We start from the raw sequence: 19383 nt of genomic DNA, 5'->3' as shown, positions 1-19383 counted from the left end.
CATTTTCAACTCCGATATATTGTTATCTTGCTGTTCTTCATTCTACCACCAATTAGAATAAGTTATATCGAATTAAAGATAATGTTCACAATACGTTCAAATATTAATATTACCTAATCTTATATACTAAAAACATAGTTGAACTTGATATAAATCAATTTTCAAAATACCAAAGGGTGTTACACTGGAAATAATCTTACTCAATAGGAGATGTTAAAAGATGAGCAGCTTCCAAATAGAAAATCAAAGAGCCGTCATAGATATTCGCGAGAGAGTGTTAAAGGGCGAACATCCACGACGGGAAATCATAAATTTTGTAAAGTCAGCACCTGTGGGTACCATATTTGAAATTCATTTACCACATCGTGGGGAACCGCTGGTAGCGACCTTTCAATCCTTAGGAATGAATGCGATTGTAAATGAAATCGAGCCAGCACACTTTCGTCTCATGGCAATAAAATTGAATGAAATTTAACCAAATTCAGATATCCTTTTTAGTTGGCCAAGCTCTAGGATCTGTAACTGCCTCTGACCCTCCATGCGAATAATATTTTTCGACATAAAAGTCAAAAGCTTTCTGCTTACAGATTCTGGGGTTGTTCCAATAAAACTTGCTAAATCTTTCTTTGTAATCGGCAGCGTAAATGCCTCATTCTGGATGTTCATTTTTTCATGGAAGAGTAGAAGAGCCTTTGCCAGTCTTTGTTCCACTTCCATTAAACTTAGATTCCCCATGGATTCATCTGCTTCATAAAGACGGTCGTTCATCGCCACTAAAAAGCGGAATGCCATATCAGAATTACCCTCTATTGTTTTTAAAAAGTCAGCTTTTTCTATTGAACAAATCATCGTTTGTTGGACGGTTTCAGCATTTATATAATGTTTTTCATCTCTTAAAAGAGAATATAGGCCAAAAAAATCTCCAGGAAACAGAAGCCGAACAATTTGTTCTTTTCCGTCTGCAGATGTTTTCGTTAATTTAATCAGTCCTTCTTTGACAACAAATAACGTACTAGAACGTTCCCCTTCTCTAAAAATATATTCTCCTTTATGTGCCATTCGGCTGCGTGTTACCTTTCGTAATTGCTGAATATCCTCCGCATTCAGCCCTTTAAAAACAGGAACAGTGATAAGACAGGATGATTCATGAGAGCAATTTTCACAACACACGATTATAACCACTCCCTTAAAGTATTCGTTACTATATAGTTTATCTTTCTTTATTCGTTTTTGTAGTGATTCAAATCAACTCTTGATGTAAGTCAATGTTTCTTTTCCGGATTTCTTATAAGATTAAGAAAAACAAGAGGTGATTATGAATGAATACAGCTTGTTTAATTGTATATGCGAGTATGACTGGTAATACTGAGGAAATAGCACACTTAATAGCTGAAGGAATTCAACTGTCAGGTAGTGATGTTGAAATGAAGGATATATTAGAGGTAGATGTGAATGAACTTCAAAACTACAATGGCATCCTGCTGGGTGCCTATACTTGGGGTGATGGTGAACTTCCGGATGAGTTTATAGATTTTTATGAAGACATGGATGGCTTAAACTTACAAGATAAAATAGCAGCAGCCTTTGGGTCCTGTGATTTTTCATATGAGCATGTAGGCCGTGCCGTTGAGATTCTATCAGAAAAACTAGAGAATCTAGGTGCAAAGGTCGTTAACAGTGGATTGAAAATTGAAAAAACCCCTTCTAGTGCGGACAAAGAAATTTGTATTAACTTTGGCAAATCTTTTGGAGCTGCCATGATAAAAAGGAGAGATTCAGATGAGTATAATTCAGTTGTCTCTTAATGATGTTGCCTGCTCTGGGTGTATTGGGAAAATCAAAAGGAAAATAAAAAGGTATAACGGGATAGAGAAGGTAAAGATTTTAGCAGGCAGTGGTAAAATTGAAATTAACTATAATGAAGCGATTATTGAATCTGAAGAAATTAATTCCACCATTCATAAATTGTCAATAAGAACATTTGATTAATAGATTAATCCTCTCTGTTAAATAATAAATAAAAACAGGGGGGATTTTTTTGCAGCAAAATCAGGACAGCAAGTTTGAAGGGGCATTTCTACCGATGACCTCTATTGGCGGCGGAATGGGCATTGCCGTTTTGCCTGATGTGTTTAGTTATACAAATCAAATCGTCAACCTAGCTTTAGTGGGTAATGAGAATGAATTTGTACTTGTCGATGCAGGTATGCCTAAGAGTGCAGATGAAATTATCGAAATGATTGCAGAACATTTCGGAGAACAGGCACGACCAAGTGCCATCATTTTGACTCATGGTCATTTTGATCATGTAGGTTCGCTGGTTGAACTTCTAGAAAATTGGCGGGTTCCTGTTTATGCACATGAGTTGGAGATTCCTTATTTAACGGGCAAAAAGGATTACCCGCCAGGGGATCCAAGTGTCGACGCAGGAATCGTGGCAAAATTGTCCCCGATGTTTCCGAATCATGGAATTAATATAGGGGAACAGGTAAAGGCTTTTCCACAAGATGGTTCAATCCCTCATATGCCTGGTTGGAAATGGATTCATACCCCAGGGCATACTCCTGGTCATGTGTCATTATTTCGGGAAGAGGATCGAGCACTAATAGCTGGGGATGCCTTTGTCACAGTGAAACAAGAATCACTATATAAGGTATTAACGCAAACACAGGAAATAAGCGGGCCGCCTCGATATTACACAACCGATTGGGAGGCCGCCTATCAATCCGTTAAAAAACTAGAGGCTTTGAAGCCAGAAATAGCCGTAACCGGGCATGGGCTTCCAATGAATGGTGAAGAATTAAGAGAGAATCTAAGCTATTTAACAGCCAATTTCAGAGAAATGGCTATGCCGAAAAATAGCCGATATACGAACTAACGGATTAACTAAAAGTACATGACATTGGGCATGTGCTTTTTCAATTTTAAGAGAGTAGATAGAAAAAGGGGAGTTGGAGTGACCGAAAAGGAAGCTCAAAAGGATTTGGGTCACTCCAGCCCACCTGGAGTGACCGAAAAGGAAGTTCAAAAAGGATTTGGGTCACTCCAGCCCATCTGGAGTGACCGAAAAGAAAGTTCAAAAAGGATTTGGGTAACTCCAGCGCTTAGGATGACCGGGGGAATGGGTTTTTTATAGACACATTTTAGTAAATAGGTTAGTATCAGATGCATGTATGGATATAATATGTAGAAATGAGATAAAAAAAGGAGTCCGAAATGTTAAATACCTTAAACCCTTTTTTACAGGAAGCATGGGAAAAGTCAGGTTTTCAAAATGCAACTTCTATTCAAGAAGCGGCCATTCCTCTAATTCTTGATGGAAAAGATTTAATCGCAGAATCACCTACAGGCACAGGCAAAACACTTGCTTATTTACTGCCGTTATTAAATAAAATTGAATCTAATTCACAATCACTGCAAGCTGTTGTTCTTGCATCTTCACAGGAATTGGTCATGCAAGTTTATTCAGAATTTCAAAAATGGTCTGAAGGCAGTGGAGTAAGAGGCACCTCCATTATAGGCGGGGCAAACGTAAAACGCCAACTTGAAAAATTGAAAAAGCGTCCCCATGTTATTTTTGCTACGCCTGGGCGATTATTTGAATTAATCAAACAGAAAAAGGTGAAAATGCACGAGGTGAAGCTAGTCGTTTTGGATGAAGGCGATCAACTGCTGATTCCAGAGCATATTAATACGGTCCAAAATATTGTTAAATCAACGATGGGTGATCGGCAAGTTGTTTTATTCTCAGCAACGATGAAGGCTGGAACGGAGAAATTAGCAAAGGAAATTACGAATGAACCTGAAATCCTGCGGATAGAAAAGGATGAGCTGGCTTCTTCTGGAGATGTTGAGCATATCTATTTTCTAGCTGAACCAAGAGATAAGATTAAGCTTCTTGAAAAAATCGTCCGTTTAGAAAACATCAAAGCCCTTGCATTTATTAATGATATTGGCGAAATTCAAGTGTACAAAGAAAAATTCAATTTTAAAGAATTGTCATCCGGAATTCTACATAGTGACATGAAGAAATTAGAACGACAGGCAGAGCTTAAAGCTTTCCGTGATGGTAAAACGAAAATGCTAATCGCTACAGACGTAGCAGCACGTGGATTGGATATACAGGGTGTCACTCATGTGGTCCATGTAGACTTTCCGAGGGACATTGCCCAATATGTCCATAGAGCAGGCAGAACAGGAAGAATGGGTGCGGATGGTACCGTCATTTCATTAGTGACGGAGCGAGAAGAGAGAGAATTAAAACGATATTGCCAGGAACTTAATGTCACGCCTAATAAGAGAATATTTTATAAAGGGCAAATTGCTGAACCGGAACAAAAGGCAAGGCGTTGATTGAAGACAGTGGGGATTACCTGCTGTCTTTTGCTTTTGCAGGATTTTCTTAGATTTTGTAGAATTTTATCAACAGGGGGGTTATCATGGAAAATTATAAGTTAAAGAAATACTTGAATGAGTGGATTGAAGAAGCCACAATTACGCAAATGCAGGAAAAGATGACTAACGGAGAGCTTACATCTAAAGAACTTGTGATGATGTATCTACATAGAATTTCTGTTTATGATAAAAGGATTCATTCAATCATTGAGGTGAACCCAGATGCGCTGCATATCGCTGCAGCTCTTGATGCTGAAAGAAAGGAAACGGGACCACGCAGTGCGTTGCACGGGATTCCGATTTTACTAAAAGATAATATTGATACAGCTGATAAAATGCATACGAGTGCAGGTTCTTTAGCTTTAAAGGAATCGATTGCCTTACAGGATTCTTATGTGGCAGAACAGTTACGGAAAGCAGGAGTTGTCATTCTTGGGAAAACAAATATGACTGAGTGGGCAAACTTTATGGCAATTGGGATGAAAAGCGGCTATAGCTCAAGAGGCGGTCAGGTGCTGAATCCATATGGACCGGATAAATTTGATGTTGGCGGTTCTAGTTCTGGTTCAGGTGCAGCCATTGCGGCAAATTTAGCGGCAGCATCGATTGGCACGGAAACCTCTGGTTCGATTTTAAATCCAGCCTGTCAAAACTCATTAGTCGGAATCAAACCGACAGTAGGGTTGATCAGCAGGAAAGGAATCATTCCAATTGCGCATACACAGGATACAGCAGGGCCTATGGCTAGAAGTGTTCGGGATGCGGCACTTCTATTGAATGCTATAACAGGGAGAGACGAGGACGATGCAATAACAAGAACAAATCCACTTGTGGAGAAGGACTTTACAGAGCATTTACGTAAGGACGGACTCAAGGGGAAAAGAATTGGAATTGCTTCAGAAGGATTCATCGAACAGGTTAGTGAAGAAAAGCAAAAAATTTATCATGAAGCTGTGGCAATTTTAGAGGCAGCAGGAGCAGAAATTATTGAACCTTTAGAAATTCCGTCTGCTCGGGAAAAATGGTCTTATGATGTTTTAACTTATGAATTTAAACCGGACTTAAATGCTTATTTAAACAGTCTTCACCCATCTATATCCATTAGAACGTTAAAAGATTTAATTCAGTTTAATAATGAAAATGAAGAACAAATGCTTAAGTATGGACAGGCGGTATTAATTAATTCAGATGCAACTAGTGGTTCATTAACGGAAGCAGAATATGTAAAAGCATTGGAATTTGATGATTATCATTCAACCAAGCGGGGTATTGATTATGCGTTAGAGAAGTATCAACTGGATGCGATTCTTTTCCCTAGCGAAGAAGGTTCACATATTAGTGCAAAAGCTGGTTATCCAACAATTGCTGTTCCTGCTGGGTATACCTCAGAAGGTGAACCTGTTGGAATAACCTTTGCGGGAACCGCTTATAGTGAACCACAGCTGATTGAAGCTGCCTATGCGTTTGAACAGCTGACAAAGTTCCGTAAAGCACCAGTTTTTAGGGTAGAATAACTTCATATATTTTCACTCATACTATTTATGAATTTCTCTAAAAGGAGATGATAGTGTGGGAAGAACGAAACTCGGTAATGCCAATGCTCAGAGAAATAACAATCGTAAAAAGGGAATGAAAAACAGCGCTGAACTTGTTGAGTTTTCAACAGGTGAAGAGTTAAAACAGAATCGTCCGCACGGTAAATAAAGGAACACGCCTCCTGCTTTAGGAGGCGTGTTTAATTCGTATTATTTATCCCCGACATACTTAAGCGGCTTCTTAGCTGGTCCTTCAATTACGTCGCCTGCATACGAAAACCTTGAACCATGACATGGGCAATCCCATGATTTTTCTGCATGATTCCATTCACATTCACAGCCTATATGTGTACATGTTGTATCTACAATATATAGCTTACCATTTTCATCCTTATAAGCCCCTGCACGTTGTCCATTATGCATGACGACCGATCCTTCTCCATTTTTCAAATCCCCAGGATCCTTTGGCACAAACTCAAGCTTGCCTTTTATTAAATGCTTAGCTACGTCCGCATTTGTGGTTACTATTGATTTTATATCTGGGTCTGCATCGAAACGTGATGGAGAATACAATTCCTTATATGGATTTTCACGATTCATAATATAATCGGTAAGTACATGGGCAGCAAGTATTCCTGTTGTCATCCCCCATTTTTTATAGCCAGTTGCCACTAAAATATGCTCCTTATTTTGTGTAATTGGACCGATATAAGGGACATTATCCAATGTAACTAAATCCTGAGCCGACCAGCGGTAATGATACTCAGATAAATCAAAGACTTCCTTAGCAAATGACTCAAGTGCGAGATAATGTCTGAGCGTATCCATACCCTGTCCAGTTTTATGGTTTTCACCGCCAAGGATAAGGAGATTCCCACCTTCGATCGGTGTATAGCGAATCGACCTGGTCGGACTATCAGCACTGATATACATGCCCCCTGGGTACTTCATGTCTGTTTTAATCCCAATGGCATAGGACCTATCAGCGTACATCCTTGCAAAATAGAGGCCCGGTTTATCGTAAAAAGGGAAGTGAGAAGCAATGATGACGTGACTGCAGGTAACTCTATGTCCATCCTTGGTAACTACCTTTGGCTGTGACGTATCTTCATCCTCTAGTGTATCAGCTACCGTATTTTCATAAAAAGAACAGCCTGCATTTACAGCTTCATTTAGGAGCCCTTTTAAAAACTTTAACGGGTGATATTGAGCTTGATTTCGCATTAGCAAAGCTGATTTTATTTGAATATCAAACGGAATGTTACCGACTAAGTCCCCATCGATTCCAAGTTTTTGGTAAGCAGACCACTCTGTTTCCAACTTCTGGGCATATTGGTCAGAGGCAGCGTAGACATAGGCGTCTTGTTGACTGAAGTCACAATCTATTCCTTTTTCTTTTACAGCCGTTTCAACGAATTTAATAGCATTGGAGGCTGATTCGAAATATTGCTTTGCCTTTTCCTCACCAAAATGACCGATTAATTCATCGTAAATCAACTCATGCTGAGCAGTGAGTTTAGCTGTGGTATGACCTGTTGTCCCGTTTAAGACTCCTCCTGCCTCAATAACCGCTACCTTTACACCCTCTTTTGCAAGTAAATATGCAGCTGTTATACCCGTAATTCCGGCCCCGACAATGGCAACATCTACGGTTTTATCCTCATTTAACTTTTCAAAAGTTGGTAGTTCTATTTCACGCCAGTATGTACGCGGAAATTGGTGGGTATTTTCAGTTGAACTCATTTGTTGACCTCCAATAAGATATTCATAGGATTACTTTTTCCAAATAGAGCGAAATCATGTAATGGTTCCATTTATAAAAAAAATATTATCTGGAAATATATTTAGATTGACGAAAGTTACAGGTATTGATATTTTCAATATAATAACTATTTTGTAAATTAAGAAGAGGGTGCTGATATGGGGAAGAAATTTGAGACAGAGATTTTACATGGCAGGAAGAAAAGTAATAGTAAAATAGCAAGTAAAGTTACACCGATTTATCAGACCTCTGCATTTGCCTTTAAAGATCTTGATGAATTAGAAGGATTTTATCATGGGAATGGTCAGTATCTTTATTCACGTGTAGGCAATCCGAATACAGATGAACTAGGAGAAGGTGTTGCAAGACTTGAGGGTGCGCCTGCAGGTGTTGCAGCGTCATCAGGATTGTCAGCAATTTTAGCGGGTGTATTAGCCGTAGTGAAAAACGGGGACCATATTATTGCAGCAGATGATTTATATGGCGGCAGTTACCATATGCTGAAAGAAGAATTAAATCATTTTGGGATTGAAACAAGCTTTGTTTCCTTTCAAGATTTAGCTGAAGTAGAAAAGGAAATTAAAGAAAATACGAAACTGCTTTACACTGAATCCATTACAAATCCTTTATTAAGGGTGGAGGATATCAAAGGAGTTGTAGAGTTAGCCCAAAAGCACCAGCTAAATACACTAGTTGATAATACATTTGCGACTCCCTACCATTGTCAGCCATACCAAATGGGAATTGATTTGGTGGTACATAGCGCGACCAAGTATATTGGAGGGCATAGCGACGTAACCATTGGGGTTCTTACTGGCAGAAAAGATTTAGTTGCCAGTGCACGCACGAAAATTGCAAACCTTGGTACAAATGTAAGTCCGTTTGAAGCATGGCTGACGTGCCGTGGTTTAAAAACACTAGCATTGAGAATGAAAGCTCAGTCCGGTAACGCAAAGAAATTAGCAGAAGCATTGTCACATAATCGTTTTGTTGAAAAAGTCTATTATCCCTTTGACCAAGATAAAGATGGTTTTGGTGCGATGGTAACCATTGAGCTTTCAAAAACGGTCGATATCAATCAATTCTTTCGCTCATTGGCCTGGATCAAAATTGCGCCAACACTTGCCGGAGTCGAAACGACGGTTTCCCATCCATTAACCACTTCTCACAGGTCACTCCCACAAGAAGCCTGTGAAGCATTGGGGATTACCAAAGAAGTTGTTCGAATTTCAGTAGGAATCGAACATGAAGATGATATTATTGCACAATTTGAACAGGCAATTGAGAAATCACTATAATCATACAAAAGAACCCTGGGTTTCCAAGGTTCTTTTCGTTTTAGCTATTTTATTAGTCAGCATCCTTTTTTACGGGATCAATTCGGGTGGAGTCTTCGGAGTTAAGACTTCCTCTTAAAAAATAAACCATAGTTCCACCTACAATACCAAGACAACTGATAAACCCAATGGCAGCAATCCACCATCCAGCCATTCAAATCCCCCTTTTTTCATTGTCTAGCTCCAGGCGCCATCGGCTCTAAGGTCTACAGACAATCAGTCAAGAAGGTTAAAAAGCAACCTTCATGCCTGCTCGTCTTACGCTTGTCGCAGATAAGCAGGCGCCTTACGCTTTTCTAATGTTTATGCCAAAGGGGGAACATTTTTTCTTTATTTATTTTTCTTATCCAAATCAGCATAATAATCTACTTTTTTAATATTTACTCCTACAAACGTTTCAAGGATGGATTGACCGCCTGCAATCGAGAAAATCAAAATAAAGACAAACGTAACCCGGGGGAAAAGTAAATATCCGCCTCCAAGAAGTATGGCGCTCCAAACCCCAGCACACCAATAACACTTCAATAAATACCCAAACATGCCTTTCGGTACTTCCTTTGTTTCAATTCCATGATTGGTTTCGACCTTAACTTTTTTCATAAATGGCTTACGAATAAATTCAGTGATTTTATCAAAAACGATTAAATGCGTTAAACGATAACTTGCCAAAATTAACATGACATAGGTAATCCATGAAATGTCTCTCACATTTTCTCCTCCGAACTTTACATAAAAAATTTTATTTTGACACTCTGTATATTTTGAACCTGAAATCAAAAATATATATCGAGGAGGCGAAATAATGAAAAAATCATTTTGGTTTAGTTTAATGTTTTTACTATCACTAATATGTATTCCAAGCATTTCATTTGCCCAGCAGATATATACTGTGCAACCTGGCGATACACTATGGAAAATCGCGGTTCGGTATCAAGTTGGGATTTCTGAAATCATCTCAGCAAACCCGCAATTTAGGAATCCAAATCTTATTTATCCAGGAGATAAGGTGACCATTCCTAGTTATGATGCAACAAAAAGCATTGAAAGCCAAGTTGTCCAATTAACGAATCAAGAACGGGCAAAGCATGGATTAAGAGCTTTGACACAAGACTGGGAACTCTCTAGGGTTGCACGATATAAATCCATGGACATGAGGGATAAAAACTATTTCAGCCATACAAGTCCGACATATGGCAGCCCTTTTACCATGATGAAGAACTTTGGCATTTCTTACCGGGCAGCAGCAGAAAATATTGCAGCTGGACAAACTACCGCCCAAGAAGTGGTTCAGGCTTGGATGAACAGCCCTGGCCATAGAGCAAATATCCTTAGCGGAAATTATACGTATATAGGTGTTGGGTACGCAAAAGGCGGATCACAAAGACATTATTGGACACAAATGTTTATCTCAAAATAAACAAAAAAAGGGTCAGTTCCTGCATAGGGACTGACCCTTTCTACGTCTTAAGACTGATATGAAAATAAAGCGCAGGTTCGTTATGAGAAATTTGGATAAGAGGTAAGATGATATCAAGATAAAGAAAGGAGGAAAAAACAAAATGAAAAAGTTTGGTTTAATACTTGCTGGTGGTGTTGCAGCCATCATTTTACTTTCATCCATAGGTCCGATGATAGGATTACTAGTTGGTCTTGCGGTTCTCTACTTCATTTTTAAACAGTTCTTAAAGGCTGAATCGACTGGAGGCAAGATTGTTCTCGGGATTATCGGAGTATTTGTCTTAATGGCCTCTATTCATAACGCTCCTGCTATCATTGGTGTTCTTGCTGCTTATGTACTTTATCTGGTTTATAAAAACTGGAATAGCAGTAAAAAGACCGTTGTAAAAGAGGATTCTGATCCGTTTGTAAATTTTGAGAAACAATGGAATGAATTAAGTAAAAACTAATCTAAGGAGAGATATAAAATGACAAACCTATTAACTAGAATTAAAGATACGATTATGGCGGATTTACATGCTGCTGTTGACCAGAAGGAAAAGAAAAATCCAATTGCCCTGCTTAACCAATATCTTCGTCAATGCGAGCAAGAGACAGAAAAGGTAAGAAAGCTTTTGGAACGCCAGTATGCGCTGCGAGATGAATTCACTAGAGAACATGCTCAGGCTGTGGAACTGGCAGAAAAAAGAAAGTATCAGGCTGAGGTGGCTTCTAAGGCTGGAGAAACAGAGCTTTATGAGTTTGCTACTGCTGAACATCAGCAGTACTCAAGCCGTGTTGAGCGGCTAGCTTCTTCACTTGAGCAAGTAAAGGGTCAGCTAGGGGAACTTGAAAGAAAATATGAGGAAATGAAGCATAAGCTTAAAGATATGCAAATCCGGCGCTTGGAATTAATGGGCCGTGAGAATGTAACCCGTGCCAATCATCGAATGAATCAAGTATTAGACTCAAATACTACAATGAATAATGAAAACACTCGTTTTCAAGAAATTGATCATTACTTAGATCGTTTAGAACATCAAGTGAAAAGTTCTTATTATCGCGATACCATTGACGCAAGGGTTGCTCAATTAGAAAAAGAAATGAAATTAGAAGAAAGCAAGTCCATTTAATAACCAAAACATGATATTCTAGAAAGGTGCAGACAGCTGCACCTTTTGGCCTAAATTCAAACAGAAAAAAATTAAGGGAGGGGTGGCCAGATGTTAAAAAATGCAAAGAATGATTATTCAGGATGGCTGGTTGTAATTGGGGTTGTCGTTCTGCTTCTCGAAATTCTATTTTTCAACAGTGGTCTTATATTCTCCCTTTTATTTTCTGGTGGACTTATATATCTAAGTAGAAGAAAATCAGGGAAGAAGAGTGGGAAAGTATTTTTCCTTGCTGGAATTATTTTCCTTTTAATTAGTGTGTTTAGTATGATGACCTTCAAGTTTTTATTGCTGGCTATTCTCTTACATTTTATTATTCAATATTCTAACTCTAAAAAGAATCCAAATAAGATTTCACTAGATATAAAAGAATCAGAGCAGGCCGGGCAGGAAGAGACGTTGATTAAGACCAAGCCGCTCTTTGAAAATATATTTTTTGGACAGCAAAAAACGCCTAGTGGTGTTTATGAATGGAATGACATTAACATCCAATCTGGAATTGGAGATACTATCATCGATCTAAGTTATACGGTTTTACCAAAAGGTGAAACCATCATCTTTATTCGGAATATCATTGGAAATATACAAATTCAAGTGCCTTATGAAATTGAAGTAAGTGTTCATCACTCATGTGTTATCGGTTCTACAACGGTTTTGGATAACCATCAGTCACAGGTTTTTAATCAAGCTTTCCATCTAAAGACAGCGGGTTATGATCAGGCAGAGCAAAAGGTGAAAATCTTTACATCCTTGTTGGTGGGGAATTTAGAGGTGAGCCGGATATGAGCACTATCCAAAGGCAGGTTATTTGGAATATCGGCTTTTCCGTCATCATTGCTCTTGTTGTGGCTGCTGCCTTTATCATTGTTTTTCCAATTGCAGATTGGTCAGAATTGTGGAATAGACATTTCATGGATATCCCATTTGTTATTTTTATTCCGGCATTTAGTATTGCCATTGGAATTTTATTGGGCATAATTTCAGGTATGTTCTGGAGAAGACAGTTTCAGTCTGTTGAACACTCCTTACACCAATTGGAGCAGGGGAAACAGAGTGGATTCGTTGAAAAGCAAGCCATAACGGAAATGCAAGGTATTGCAGAACAAATTGATAAGATAGGCAGGCAAATTTCTGAACAAGCCAAGCTATCACAACGTTTGGCTACAGAAAAAGTAGAAGATCAGGAAGCAAGAATACAAGAAATTATTGAACAGGAACGAAACCGTCTCGCACGTGAGTTACATGATTCAGTCAGTCAGCAGCTATTTGCTGCATCTATGATGATGTCTGCTATTAATACAACAAAACAAAGTACCACTGAGGAGGATAGGGAAGCAAAACAGTTGAAAATGGTTGAAGAGATGATTCATCAATCACAACTGGAAATGCGCGCCCTGCTTCTTCATTTGCGTCCTGTTGCGTTAAAAAATAAAACGCTGCAGGAAGGAATCGAAGAGTTATTAATCGAATTATCGCAGAAAGTAACAATGGAAATTAAGTGGAAGGTAGAGGCATTTCCACTTGATAAGGGAATTGAAGATCATCTTTTCCGTATCCTTCAAGAGTCTGTATCCAACACGCTTCGGCACTCAAAAGCAAACAAACTTGAAGTTTTATTAATAGAGCGGGATGACCTTGTCATATTAAGAATTGTGGATGACGGGATTGGCTTTGAAGTCGATAACATGAAGGCTGGCTCCTATGGTATGCAGAATATGCACGAGCGGGCGCTTGAAGTCGGGGGCACTTTAAAGGTGATTAGTGTAAAGAGTAAAGGTACACGGCTGGAAGTAAAGGTACCTGTTATGAAAAATGGAGATGGTGTAAATGATTAGGGTAGTATTTGTCGATGATCATGAGATGGTGAGAATTGGAGTTTCCGCTTATTTATCAGCACAGCCGGACATAGAAGTGGTTGGTGAGGCAGCTGATGGTAAAAAGGGTGTGGAACTGGCACTAGAGCTTAGACCTGATATTATTTTAATGGATTTAGTGATGAAGGAAATGGACGGAATTGAAGCAACAAGGAAAATTATTGAAAAATGGCCAGAAGCAAAAGTAATTATCGTCACTAGCTTTTTAGACGATGAGAAAGTTTATCCCGCATTAGAAGCAGGTGCAACCAGCTATATGCTTAAAACATCAAAAGCAGATGAAATCGCTAATGCTGTCCGCGCTACATATCATGGCCAGTCCGTTCTTGAACCAGAAGTAACGGGAAAAATGATGGTGAAAATGCGCCAGAAACATCAACACTTACCACACGAAGAACTTACCAGCCGAGAAATGGAAATACTCATGTTAATGGCACAGGGAAAAACAAATCAAGACATAGCAGATGAACTTTTCATCGCCTTAAAAACAGTGAAAACCCACGTCAGTAACATACTAAGTAAACTAGCCGTCCAAGACCGCACACAAGCAGTAATCTACGCGTTCAAACACTCATTAATAAAATAATCATGAAAAGGACTGAAGAAGTCCTTTTTTGATGGGCTGTGTTACGAATAGCTTATTGAATGTTGATTGGAGCGGAAGGCGCGAGACTCATGCAGGAGTACGGAGCAGGGGAGACCCCGCAGGCGGCTTTAGCGCCGAGGAGGCTTCCCGCAACGCCTGCGGAAAGCGAAGCGCCTCGTGACAGGCAGAGACGGTCTGTCACTGCGGTGATTATTCAAAGAAGCTTTCCTTAGTGGAGCGGAAATCAACATTCCATTTTACCTGAATACACAACCTTGAAAAAATCCCTACTAATCTTTGAACTTGTCTCATAGCTTATTAAAAGTGAGATTGTTTTAAAGGGGAGTTCGAAATGGGTATCTTTTACAAAGGAATCTTGTTTTTAGCCCTTTCTGCTTTTTTAGGGGAAGGTGTTGAGTTCTTAGTCAATTTAATTCTTGCAAAAGAATTGGGCAAGCATGGATTAGGTTTATATATGTCTATACTTCCCTCTATTTATTTACTAGTTCTGTTATCAAGCTTCGAACTGCCGGTATCCATATCAAAGTTTGTTGCAGAAAAAGAGGAAAAGTTCCATCGAAATATCCTTTATCATGCTATTACGATCACCATTATTTTTACAAGTATCCTGTTAGTATTGGCCATATTGCTGATACCATTTATTTCGGTATTCAATGGATATCACCCTTATACGAGATGGCTCATCATTCTTTTGGTTCCCGTCATTTCCTTTACCTCTGTAGCGCGGGGTTATTTTATGGGCAGGCACCAGATGGGGAAAATCGCCATTGCTAATTTCATACGAAAATCAATACAACTAGTGTTGTTATTTGTTCTTTTTCGTTTCTTCCAATTTGACTCAGAAGCCGCTGTACTCATTGCCATTGCTTCCTTTATAGGCAGTGAAATCGCTGTTTTTCTTTATTTATGCTATACGTTAATCATTCAGTTTCAGCAACTTAGGCGAATGCCCTTTTCCAATTTAAATCGTAAGGCTGTCCGGAAAAACTTAATGGCTGTCTCTGTGCCAACGACAGGATTGCGACTATTCTCCGCACTGACAGGTGCGATACAGCCCTTTTTAATTAAGGCTGCATTGGTCCAATCTGGACTTTCTGAAACCATTGCTACCGAGCATTTTGGGATGCTAATGGGGGTTGCCGTTTCAATTGGATTTTTCCCTGCTTTTATTGCTCATTCCTTAATGACGGTTCTAATTCCAGCTGTCTCAAAAACGTATTCGATGAGAGATTACCCTACACTGCAAAAAATGCTTTCGCAGGTAATGACACTCACATTCCTTTACGGCGTACCAGCGGTGGTGATTTTCTATATATTTGCCCGCCCGCTCACGTCGATATTCTTTGAATCCTCTACTGCAGCTATTTATTTACAATTGCTTTGGCCGTTTTTTCTATTCCATTTCTTTGTAATGCCAATGCAGGCAATCTTAATTGGTTTAGGACTTATAAAGGAAACCTTTATACATGCTATTTGGTCTACCATTGTTTCCTTTGCTATCATTATTGTCTTAGCTTCACGTCCCGAATGGCGGATGGAAGGCGTGATTATCGCAATGAATACCGGATCCATTTTACTAGCTTTGATGCATTACTTAAGCATTTGCAAAAAAATTGGTGTTTCTATTTTTATGAAAGGTTTCATTCAGAAAAATAATTAGAAAAATTTATGATCCTGTGTAGGGGTTAGACATTACTATTCCGTCTATTAGTATGAGAAGTGTTAAATGGAAAGAAGGTACGAAAAAATGAGGGATAGTATGACAGATTTATTTGAAGAAATAATTATTGAACATGGGAAAGCTATTTTTAACTATATATTTTCTTTAGTTAGACAAAAAGAACTTGCAGAGGACCTCTATCAGGAGGTTTTGGTATCTGCCTATTTGGCTTTTCATACTATTAAGGAACCTGCCAGACTAAAAGGCTGGTTGTTTACGATAGCAAGAAATAAGTGCCGGGATTATTGGCGGAAGGAAAAGAAAACAAAACAGTTTTGGAAGGAAGAGGTGTATTCTTACTCGACAACAGTTGAGGCACCGCCTCTTCCCGAAGAAGAGGTCCTACATAAATATTCAACTGAAAAAATGGTTGAAAGTGTAAAGACATTACCAGAAATATACCAATCTGCACTATTTCTCTATTATTTTAAAGACCTTACCTTAATTGAAATATCAAAGAGAAAAAACATTCCAATTTCTACGGTAAAAACAAGAATGAAGAGGGGAAAGGAGCACTTAAGACCAAAGCTCCAATCCTTTGCATAAAAAAAGCCGGGGAGCTCCCGGCTTTTGCTGTTTAATCTTTACTTGAAAGAATTCCAAAGATACGTAAGATACTCACGAACAGATTGATAAAATCTAAGTATAGGTTTAATGCCATCAATGGAACTTCTTCAGCACTTACCCCATAATGCTTCATACGGTTGAAATCATACAATACATACCCACTAAAAACCAATACGCCAATGAAAGAGAAAGCGAGCATACCAGTTGAGCTAAGCGGCATGAAAATATTAAAAATAGAAACAGCAACTAAAGCAAGTAAGGCTGCTAACAGGAATCCGCCTAAAAAGGAGAAATTTCGTTTTGATACTGTTGCATAAATGGCTACTCCAGTAAACACGACTGTGGTACTTCCAAAAGCCATCAGTACTACATTTGCCCCAGCAGTCATGGCATAATACGAAACAATAGGATATAAGGTAATCCCTGAAATAAATGTAAAGATATATAAGAACGTATAAGAAATAGCTTTTTTACGTCTAAAGAAAAAGGCAATCATCAATAAAACAAATTCAAGGATAGCCAAAGGTAAAAATAATGCCGGTGGTACAAAGGTACCTGCCATGGTCCCAACAAAGGCGATGGCCAGAGAAAGAGCAAATGTCCTTATTACAGAAGGTAAAAATTCAGTAGAAGTTTGTGTATACAATTTTTCTTCACCTCAAAGTATATTTATAACTAGAATATACGAAGAAAGAGTCAAGATGTTTCATTTTATTTAGAAAAATCTTTTTCTGCTCTTAATAAATCACGTATTTCAGCAAGCAGCTCTTCTTTCTTATCAATTTGAACCACCACTTTAACTTCTTCTTTCTTTTTAAAACGAGAAAGGAATTTTATAAACAAGAATATTGAAAAAGCAATAATTAAGAAATCTATAATTGACTGAATAAATATGCCGTATTTGATTGAGCCAAAAGCTAGGTCGGAAACACTTACCTTTCCTATTAGCATTGCCACTATTGGCATAATAATATCAGCCACAAGTGATGAAACAATTTTTCCAAATGCTCCGCCGATAATGACACCGACTGCGAGGTCAATCACATTGCCTCTCATGGCGAACTTCTTAAATTCATTTAACATAATAATACCTCCAAATTTTATCCGCATAATCAATAAAGAGCAGCTTCCTTTTTAGAAACTGCTCCATTTATTATACCATTTAAAATGCCCAATTGCCTTTTCTAAATACTGGTTCAGTTGTTCCATCCGCTTTAATGCCATCAATGTCCATTTCATTCGAGCCAATCATGAAATCAACGTGAGTAATACTATCATTGAGTCCATTTTCTTTCAGTTCTTCAGAAGACATTTTCTTACCGCCTTCAATACAGAACGCATAAGCGCTTCCGATGGCTAAGTGGTTTGATGCATTTTCATCAAACAAAGTATTATAAAATAGGACATTAGATTGTGAAATTGGTGAATTGAAAGGAACGAGTGCTACCTCACCAAGATAATGAGAGCCTTCATCTGTTTCAACTAAACGCTTTAGGAACTCCTCACCTTCTTCAGCCTTATAACCGACAATTCTTCCGTTTTCAAACGTAACAGAGAACCGGTCGATAATATTTCCGCCGTAGCTTAATGGCTTTGTGCTTGCAACGGTACCATTTACACCCTCACGATGAGGAACAGTGAAGACTTCTTCCGTTGGCATATTTGCCATGAACTCAAAACCTTTTTCATTTACACTGCCAGCCCCAACCCAAAGATGGTTATGCGGGAGTTCGATGGTTAAGTCTGTTCCTGGTGCAGTATAGTGAAGCTTTTGATAGTGTCTTTCGTTTAAATAGTTAACCTTTTCATGCAGAGTTGCATCATGCTTTTTCCAAGCTTCCACTGGATTATCAGTATTGACACGAACAGCTTTAAAGATAGCATCCCAAAGTAATGAAACTTGTTGATCGCTCGGTGCATCTGGAAAAACTTTAGCAGCCCATGCAGGAGATGGAGCAGCAATAACGGTCCAGCTGACTTTATCAGATTGTGCTGCTTGACGGTATTTAGCCAAAGCAGTTCCAGCGGCTTTTTGGAAGTTAGAGATGCGCTCTGGATTAACTCCTTTCAATAAATCAGGGCTGGAAGAAACAATGGCCATAAAAGCAGCCCCTTGTTCAACTAAATCTTCCATTTCCTTTGCACGGAAAATAGGGTATGTAGTAAATGCATCATCTGGTGCTAATTCGTATTTTGTTCTGGAGACCACATCATCGTTCCAGTTAACTACAACATTATGGGCGCCTGCTTCATAGGCTTTTTTAACAACCTGACGAACAAATTCTGCAGCATCTAAGGTCGTATTTACTACTAATGTTTGACCCTCCTGTATATTAACCCCAACCTTAACAGCAAGCTCAGCATATTTCTCAAGGTTCTTTTGAAAATCACTCATTTTTTAGTCCCCCTTTTCAGAATCTTCCTTATATATTTTAGCCTTTTTTATGTTAAAAGGAAACTGATAACAGCAGAAAGGCAGTGGAGCACAAAATTAGGCAAAAAAATAAGTAGGGACGTGAATCTCTACTCTAATTTACTGCCGTATACTTTTATATTAAAATAAACACCTGCGGAAAATAATACTAGAAATGTAATAATACCTGACCATGAAGTGGGAGACATAAATTGGGATAATTCCATCAATTCCACCATCCTTATAATAGAAAACGATTACAACTTAATTATACAAGTAAATAGGGTAAATGTGAACATTTTAGTACAATTTATTGACGAATTTTTGAACGAAAAAAAGGATCCTAATTAGGATCCACAGGCTGTCGAGAAACTCTCGACAGTCTTTTATTTTGGCTCTTCTCTAATAGAATATTGTTTTTTGTATACAAACGGACCGTTCCTTTCCGCTACAGGTGCTTGCTTTCCGCGGGGAGGAAGTCGAGCCTCCTCGACGCTGTGCGTCTGTGGGGTCTCGACCTACCCTCTACATCCCGCAGGAGTCAAGCACCTTTCGCTCCAATCC

At 38.7% G+C, this 19383-nt stretch carries 24 protein-coding genes; 17 read left to right on the top strand and 7 right to left on the bottom strand.

The genetic code is table 11. The features are described from left to right. Positions 1 to 220 precede the first annotated feature (220 nt). Positions 221 to 475 carry an amino acid decarboxylase gene (locus MLOOGBEN_RS07780; RefSeq protein WP_179157692.1) on the top strand — a complete coding sequence of 85 codons (255 nt, stop codon included), beginning with the start codon at positions 221 to 223 and terminating at the stop codon, positions 473 to 475. Here the strand turns inward: MLOOGBEN_RS07780 and MLOOGBEN_RS07775 are convergent. Continuing rightward, positions 472 to 1059, bottom strand: a complete 588-nt coding sequence (locus tag MLOOGBEN_RS07775; protein WP_256988965.1) for a Crp/Fnr family transcriptional regulator — start codon at positions 1057 to 1059, stop codon at positions 472 to 474. The two genes, MLOOGBEN_RS07780 and MLOOGBEN_RS07775, sit on opposite strands and share 4 nt — an antisense overlap. A gap of 260 nt (positions 1060 to 1319) precedes the next feature. On the opposite strand from MLOOGBEN_RS07775, the gene MLOOGBEN_RS07770 reads away from it, so the two are divergent. From MLOOGBEN_RS07770 to MLOOGBEN_RS29125, 7 genes are all read left to right on the top strand, one after another. Next, entirely contained in the window at positions 1320 to 1805 is a 486-nt protein-coding gene (locus MLOOGBEN_RS07770; protein WP_179157691.1) for a flavodoxin, read from the top strand. Continuing rightward, positions 1780 to 1989 (top strand): heavy-metal-associated domain-containing protein, encoded by a 210-nt coding sequence (locus MLOOGBEN_RS07765; RefSeq protein WP_179157690.1) that lies wholly within the window; start codon positions 1780 to 1782, stop codon positions 1987 to 1989. The genes MLOOGBEN_RS07770 and MLOOGBEN_RS07765 overlap by 26 nt, the downstream gene beginning before the upstream one ends. Positions 1990 to 2038: 49 nt before the next feature. Then, positions 2039 to 2878 carry an MBL fold metallo-hydrolase gene (locus tag MLOOGBEN_RS07760; RefSeq protein WP_483296381.1) on the top strand — a complete coding sequence of 280 codons (840 nt, stop codon included), beginning with the start codon at positions 2039 to 2041 and terminating at the stop codon, positions 2876 to 2878. Between the two features lie 78 nt (positions 2879 to 2956). Then, positions 2957 to 3136, top strand: coding sequence for a hypothetical protein (locus tag MLOOGBEN_RS07755; protein ID WP_179157689.1), 180 nt, complete (start codon positions 2957 to 2959; stop codon positions 3134 to 3136). An 80-nt stretch (positions 3137 to 3216) separates the two neighbouring features. Continuing rightward, positions 3217 to 4353 carry a DEAD/DEAH box helicase gene (locus MLOOGBEN_RS07750; RefSeq protein WP_179157688.1) on the top strand — a complete coding sequence of 379 codons (1137 nt, stop codon included), beginning with the start codon at positions 3217 to 3219 and terminating at the stop codon, positions 4351 to 4353. Between the two features lie 86 nt (positions 4354 to 4439). Then, entirely contained in the window at positions 4440 to 5909 is a 1470-nt protein-coding gene (locus MLOOGBEN_RS07745; RefSeq protein WP_179157687.1) for an amidase family protein, read from the top strand. A gap of 55 nt (positions 5910 to 5964) precedes the next feature. Beyond that, the gene (locus MLOOGBEN_RS29125) at positions 5965 to 6099 is read left to right on the top strand and encodes a hypothetical protein (RefSeq protein WP_353057489.1); all 135 of its coding nucleotides are present in this window, start codon (positions 5965 to 5967) and stop codon (positions 6097 to 6099) included. 41 nt (positions 6100 to 6140) lie between these two features. On the opposite strand, the gene MLOOGBEN_RS07740 is transcribed toward MLOOGBEN_RS29125, so the two are convergent. Further along, a complete protein-coding gene (locus MLOOGBEN_RS07740) occupies positions 6141 to 7673 on the bottom strand; it encodes an FAD-dependent oxidoreductase (RefSeq protein WP_179157686.1) in 1533 nt (510 codons plus the stop codon). A gap of 177 nt (positions 7674 to 7850) precedes the next feature. Between MLOOGBEN_RS07740 and MLOOGBEN_RS07735 the strand changes: the two genes are divergently transcribed. Next, complete coding sequence (locus MLOOGBEN_RS07735) at positions 7851 to 8990, top strand: trans-sulfuration enzyme family protein (protein WP_179157685.1); 1140 nt, start codon at positions 7851 to 7853, stop codon at positions 8988 to 8990. A gap of 52 nt (positions 8991 to 9042) precedes the next feature. On the opposite strand, the gene MLOOGBEN_RS07730 is transcribed toward MLOOGBEN_RS07735, so the two are convergent. Further along, positions 9043 to 9183: a hypothetical protein gene (locus tag MLOOGBEN_RS07730; protein WP_179157684.1), complete on the bottom strand. Its 141-nt coding sequence runs from the start codon at positions 9181 to 9183 to the stop codon at positions 9043 to 9045. A 176-nt stretch (positions 9184 to 9359) separates the two neighbouring features. Next, on the bottom strand, positions 9360 to 9737 hold the full coding sequence (locus tag MLOOGBEN_RS07725; protein WP_095249085.1) for a DUF1360 domain-containing protein: 378 nt from the start codon (positions 9735 to 9737) through the stop codon (positions 9360 to 9362). A 94-nt stretch (positions 9738 to 9831) separates the two neighbouring features. Here MLOOGBEN_RS07725 and safA point away from each other — a divergent pair, with 94 nt between their 5' ends. The 8 genes from safA to MLOOGBEN_RS07685 all read left to right on the top strand — a co-directional run bounded on the left by safA (position 9832) and on the right by MLOOGBEN_RS07685 (position 16385). Continuing rightward, a complete protein-coding gene (gene safA, locus MLOOGBEN_RS07720) occupies positions 9832 to 10446 on the top strand; it encodes a SafA/ExsA family spore coat assembly protein (RefSeq protein WP_179157683.1) in 615 nt (204 codons plus the stop codon). A 142-nt stretch (positions 10447 to 10588) separates the two neighbouring features. Continuing rightward, positions 10589 to 10936, top strand: coding sequence for a lmo0954 family membrane protein (locus tag MLOOGBEN_RS07715; protein ID WP_179157682.1), 348 nt, complete (start codon positions 10589 to 10591; stop codon positions 10934 to 10936). Between the two features lie 18 nt (positions 10937 to 10954). After that, complete coding sequence (locus MLOOGBEN_RS07710) at positions 10955 to 11599, top strand: PspA/IM30 family protein (protein WP_179157681.1); 645 nt, start codon at positions 10955 to 10957, stop codon at positions 11597 to 11599. A 90-nt stretch (positions 11600 to 11689) separates the two neighbouring features. Continuing rightward, positions 11690 to 12424: a cell wall-active antibiotics response protein LiaF gene (gene liaF, locus MLOOGBEN_RS07705; RefSeq protein WP_179157680.1), complete on the top strand. Its 735-nt coding sequence runs from the start codon at positions 11690 to 11692 to the stop codon at positions 12422 to 12424. Next, positions 12421 to 13473 carry a sensor histidine kinase gene (locus MLOOGBEN_RS07700; RefSeq protein ID WP_179157679.1) on the top strand — a complete coding sequence of 351 codons (1053 nt, stop codon included), beginning with the start codon at positions 12421 to 12423 and terminating at the stop codon, positions 13471 to 13473. Before liaF ends, MLOOGBEN_RS07700 begins: the two co-directional genes overlap by 4 nt. After that, positions 13466 to 14098, top strand: coding sequence for a response regulator (locus tag MLOOGBEN_RS07695; RefSeq protein WP_179157678.1), 633 nt, complete (start codon positions 13466 to 13468; stop codon positions 14096 to 14098). Before MLOOGBEN_RS07700 ends, MLOOGBEN_RS07695 begins: the two co-directional genes overlap by 8 nt. Before the next feature lie 352 nt (positions 14099 to 14450). Further along, complete coding sequence (locus MLOOGBEN_RS07690; RefSeq protein WP_179157677.1) at positions 14451 to 15779, top strand: oligosaccharide flippase family protein; 1329 nt, start codon at positions 14451 to 14453, stop codon at positions 15777 to 15779. 99 nt (positions 15780 to 15878) lie between these two features. Continuing rightward, positions 15879 to 16385, top strand: a complete 507-nt coding sequence (locus MLOOGBEN_RS07685) for an RNA polymerase sigma factor (RefSeq protein ID WP_256988962.1) — start codon at positions 15879 to 15881, stop codon at positions 16383 to 16385. A gap of 31 nt (positions 16386 to 16416) precedes the next feature. Here MLOOGBEN_RS07685 and MLOOGBEN_RS07680 read toward each other — a convergent pair whose 3' ends face one another. From MLOOGBEN_RS07680 to MLOOGBEN_RS07670, 3 genes are all read right to left on the bottom strand, one after another. Further along, positions 16417 to 17052, bottom strand: coding sequence for a Bax inhibitor-1/YccA family protein (locus MLOOGBEN_RS07680; RefSeq protein WP_179157675.1), 636 nt, complete (start codon positions 17050 to 17052; stop codon positions 16417 to 16419). A gap of 65 nt (positions 17053 to 17117) precedes the next feature. Next, on the bottom strand, positions 17118 to 17489 hold the full coding sequence (gene mscL, locus MLOOGBEN_RS07675; RefSeq protein WP_179157674.1) for a large conductance mechanosensitive channel protein MscL: 372 nt from the start codon (positions 17487 to 17489) through the stop codon (positions 17118 to 17120). Positions 17490 to 17568: 79 nt separating this feature from the next. Continuing rightward, positions 17569 to 18801 (bottom strand): aminopeptidase, encoded by a 1233-nt coding sequence (locus tag MLOOGBEN_RS07670; RefSeq protein ID WP_179157673.1) that lies wholly within the window; start codon positions 18799 to 18801, stop codon positions 17569 to 17571. Positions 18802 to 19383: the final 582 nt, after the last annotated feature.

The sequence above is a fragment of the Bacillus sp. EB106-08-02-XG196 genome, from assembly GCF_013396335.1.
Classification (GTDB): domain Bacteria; phylum Bacillota; class Bacilli; order Bacillales; family Cytobacillaceae; genus Neobacillus.
The sequence above is the reverse complement of the archived record's forward strand: the minus strand, read 5'-3'. Positions and strand labels throughout refer to the sequence as shown.

Coding starts and splice junctions, on each gene's coding strand:
- safA (WP_179157683.1), top strand. CDS start 9,832: ATGAAAAAATCATTTTGGTTTAGTTTAATGTTTTTACTATCACTAATA.
- MLOOGBEN_RS07780 (WP_179157692.1), top strand. CDS start 221: ATGAGCAGCTTCCAAATAGAAAATCAAAGAGCCGTCATAGATATTCGC.
- MLOOGBEN_RS07730 (WP_179157684.1), bottom strand. CDS start 9,183: ATGGCTGGATGGTGGATTGCTGCCATTGGGTTTATCAGTTGTCTTGGT.
- MLOOGBEN_RS07740 (WP_179157686.1), bottom strand. CDS start 7,673: ATGAGTTCAACTGAAAATACCCACCAATTTCCGCGTACATACTGGCGT.
- MLOOGBEN_RS07700 (WP_179157679.1), top strand. CDS start 12,421: ATGAGCACTATCCAAAGGCAGGTTATTTGGAATATCGGCTTTTCCGTC.
- MLOOGBEN_RS07670 (WP_179157673.1), bottom strand. CDS start 18,801: ATGAGTGATTTTCAAAAGAACCTTGAGAAATATGCTGAGCTTGCTGTT.
- liaF (WP_179157680.1), top strand. CDS start 11,690: ATGTTAAAAAATGCAAAGAATGATTATTCAGGATGGCTGGTTGTAATT.
- MLOOGBEN_RS07735 (WP_179157685.1), top strand. CDS start 7,851: ATGGGGAAGAAATTTGAGACAGAGATTTTACATGGCAGGAAGAAAAGT.
- MLOOGBEN_RS07685 (WP_256988962.1), top strand. CDS start 15,879: ATGACAGATTTATTTGAAGAAATAATTATTGAACATGGGAAAGCTATT.
- MLOOGBEN_RS07690 (WP_179157677.1), top strand. CDS start 14,451: ATGGGTATCTTTTACAAAGGAATCTTGTTTTTAGCCCTTTCTGCTTTT.
- MLOOGBEN_RS07770 (WP_179157691.1), top strand. CDS start 1,320: ATGAATACAGCTTGTTTAATTGTATATGCGAGTATGACTGGTAATACT.
- MLOOGBEN_RS07710 (WP_179157681.1), top strand. CDS start 10,955: ATGACAAACCTATTAACTAGAATTAAAGATACGATTATGGCGGATTTA.
- MLOOGBEN_RS07745 (WP_179157687.1), top strand. CDS start 4,440: ATGGAAAATTATAAGTTAAAGAAATACTTGAATGAGTGGATTGAAGAA.
- MLOOGBEN_RS07715 (WP_179157682.1), top strand. CDS start 10,589: ATGAAAAAGTTTGGTTTAATACTTGCTGGTGGTGTTGCAGCCATCATT.
- MLOOGBEN_RS07765 (WP_179157690.1), top strand. CDS start 1,780: ATGAGTATAATTCAGTTGTCTCTTAATGATGTTGCCTGCTCTGGGTGT.
- mscL (WP_179157674.1), bottom strand. CDS start 17,489: ATGTTAAATGAATTTAAGAAGTTCGCCATGAGAGGCAATGTGATTGAC.
- MLOOGBEN_RS07775 (WP_256988965.1), bottom strand. CDS start 1,059: ATGGCACATAAAGGAGAATATATTTTTAGAGAAGGGGAACGTTCTAGT.
- MLOOGBEN_RS07750 (WP_179157688.1), top strand. CDS start 3,217: ATGTTAAATACCTTAAACCCTTTTTTACAGGAAGCATGGGAAAAGTCA.
- MLOOGBEN_RS07695 (WP_179157678.1), top strand. CDS start 13,466: ATGATTAGGGTAGTATTTGTCGATGATCATGAGATGGTGAGAATTGGA.